Consider the following 2,740-nt stretch of genomic DNA (forward strand, 5'->3'; position numbering starts at 1 on the left):
CAGGTCCTTTTCGAGCAGATCCTCGATCTCGGCCTCGATGTCGTCTGAAAGCTTGTAGCCGTCGGGGCCGAAGAGCTTGATCCCATTATCCTCGTAAGGATTGTGCGACGCCGAGATCATCACGCCAATATCGGCACGCAGCGAGCGCGTCAGCATCGCGACGGCAGGTGTCGGGATCGGGCCGAGAATAAAGGCATCGAGGCCGGCAGCGGTGAAGCCCGCAACCATGGCATTCTCAAGCATATAACCGGAAAGGCGCGTATCCTTGCCGATGACGACGCGATGGCGGTGGTTGCCACGGCGGAAGATCGTGCCGGCGGCAATGCCGACGCGCATGGCGAGGTCCGGCGTCATCGGGAAGACATTGGATTGGCCGCGAATGCCGTCCGTACCGAAATAGCGTCTTTTCATCTGCACTCCTGCGCTTTCCGCGCGCCATTCAAGGCAGCGCATCGTTCCAAGCGAATCCGGCTTCAGTGGAATGTCGTCAATCCCGGAGCGTGATTCATGCTTGCCTCAATTCAGCGGAATGCCACAAAATGCGGCGATCAGCACGTAAATTAGCGAGAAAAATGATTATATCCCGTTACCAATAGAAAAGGCCGGATCTCCCACTTCGGAAATCCGGCCTTGTTCAAGGGAGTGCCGCTGTTCAATGCGGCTGCGGTTCGAGACCGCCTTCGGGCTCATCACCCTTGGTGGCAGGCCGTGCACCGGCCTTCGGAACGGCTGAGCCGCGGCTTGGCGGCGAATCATCACCGAGATCGCGGGAAGGCTTTTCGCCGCGGATCAGCGCCTTGATCTCTTCACCGGTCAGTGTCTCGTATTCGAGCAGACCTTCGGCAAGCACGACGAATTCGTCGTGCTTTTCCGTCAGGATCGTGCGGGCCTGCGTATAGGCTTCGTCGATCAGGCGGCGCACTTCATTGTCGATCTTCTGCGCGGTTGCTTCCGAAACATTCTTCGACTGCGAAACCGAGTGGCCGAGGAAGACTTCCTGCTGGTTCTCGCCATAGGCGACCTGACCGAGCTGATCGGAAAAGCCCCATTGCGTGACCATGGCGCGGGCAAGTTTGGTCGCCTGCTCGATGTCGGAGGAGGCACCCGAGGTGATGTTCTCCTTGCCGAAGGTGAGCTCTTCGGCAACGCGGCCGCCCATCATGATGCAGAGGCGTGAGACCATCCACTTGTAGCTCATCGAGTAGCGGTCGCCCTCGGGAAGCTGCATGACCATGCCGAGCGCACGGCCGCGCGGAATGATCGTCGCCTTGTGCAGCGGATCGGCGACGGCGACATTGAGCGCGGTCATGGCGTGTCCGGCCTCATGGTAAGCGGTGAGCTTCTTTTCCGCCTCGGTCATCGCCGAGGAACGGCGCTCGGCGCCCATCATGATCTTGTCCTTGGCGTCCTCGAATTCCTGCATGGTGACGACGCGCTTGTTGCGGCGGGCGGCCATCAGGGCGGCTTCGTTGACGAGGTTCATCAGGTCGGCGCCGGAAAAACCGGGCGTACCGCGGGCGAGGATCTTGAGATCGACATTCGGCGCCAGCGGAACGTTGCGAGCATGCACCTTGAGGATACGCTCGCGGCCGACGATGTCGGGATTCGGCACCACGACCTGACGGTCGAAACGGCCGGGACGCAGCAGCGCCGGGTCAAGAACGTCGGGACGGTTGGTGGCAGCGATCAGGATCACGCCTTCATTCGCCTCGAAGCCATCCATTTCGACCAGCAGCTGGTTCAGCGTCTGCTCGCGTTCGTCATTACCGCCGCCGAGACCGGCGCCGCGATGGCGGCCGACGGCATCGATTTCGTCGATGAAGATGATGCAGGGCGCATTCTTCTTCGCCTGCTCGAACATATCGCGCACACGGCTTGCACCGACGCCGACGAACATTTCGACGAAGTCGGAACCGGAAATGGTGAAGAAGGGCACATTGGCTTCGCCGGCAACCGATCGGGCGAGCAGCGTCTTGCCGGTACCCGGAGGGCCGACGAGCAGCACGCCGCGCGGGATCTTGCCGCCGAGACGCTGGAACTTCTGCGGATCACGCAGGAATTCGACGATTTCCTCGAGATCTTGCTTGGCCTCGTCGACACCGGCGACGTCTTCAAAGGTCACGCGACCATGCGCTTCGGTGAGCAGCTTGGCCTTGGACTTGCCGAAGCCCATCGCACCGCGTGAGCCGCCCTGCATCTGCCGCATGAAGAACAGCCAGACGCCGAGAATCAGAAGCATCGGCAAAAGCGTGCCGAGATAGCTGAGGAAACCCGAAGAGCCGTCCGTTTCAGGACGGGCGGAAACCAAGACATTCTTCGACTGCAGGCGATCGAGCAGACTGTCGTCGATCACAGGCGAATAGGTCTGGAAGGTGGTGCCATTTTCAACATAGCTTCCGGAGAGACGGTTGCCCGTGACCACGACGTCCTTCACACGGCCCGCATCGACCTCACGCAGAAACTGCGAATAAGGGATTTCGCGGGAGCCCGTTTGCGCCGGCGCCGTCTGAAACATACTGAAAAGGGCGATCAGCAGAAGCGCTATGATCGCCCACAAGGCGAAATTACGTAAGTTAGGGTTCATTGAACTCCCCAGCATGGAACAGCCGCCTCATGGCGACCGTCTTATTCGTTTCTAACATAGGGTTGCGCCGTGCGATTGCCAAGGCGATCCCCTAAGTCAGATGGTTTTTCCGTCAATACTTCTTAAAGGCAGCCTCGCATAGGGCGCCGTCGCGAA

Annotated in this window: 1 protein-coding gene and 1 pseudogene; both read right to left on the minus strand. The window is 60.0% G+C overall.

Going from position 1 to position 2,740, the window contains the following annotated elements; genetic code table 11:
* Nucleotides 1-411 (minus strand): annotated as a pseudogene (gene glmM, locus FY112_RS00670) (phosphoglucosamine mutase); the annotation flags it as partial.
* Nucleotides 412-652: 241 nt separating this feature from the next.
* Complete coding sequence (gene ftsH, locus FY112_RS00675) at nucleotides 653-2,584, minus strand: ATP-dependent zinc metalloprotease FtsH (protein ID WP_017961979.1); 1,932 nt, start codon at nucleotides 2,582-2,584, stop codon at nucleotides 653-655.
* Nucleotides 2,585-2,740: the final 156 nt, after the last annotated feature.

Origin of the sequence: Rhizobium sp. PEPV16 (genome assembly GCF_008919455.1) — a bacterium.
Taxonomy (GTDB): domain Bacteria; phylum Pseudomonadota; class Alphaproteobacteria; order Rhizobiales; family Rhizobiaceae; genus Rhizobium; species Rhizobium leguminosarum_Q.

Bases quoted from the DNA above. Each gene is read 5' to 3' on its own strand.
- ftsH (WP_017961979.1), bottom strand. From the start codon at position 2,584: ATGAACCCTAACTTACGTAATTTCGCCTTGTGGGCGATCATAGCGCTT.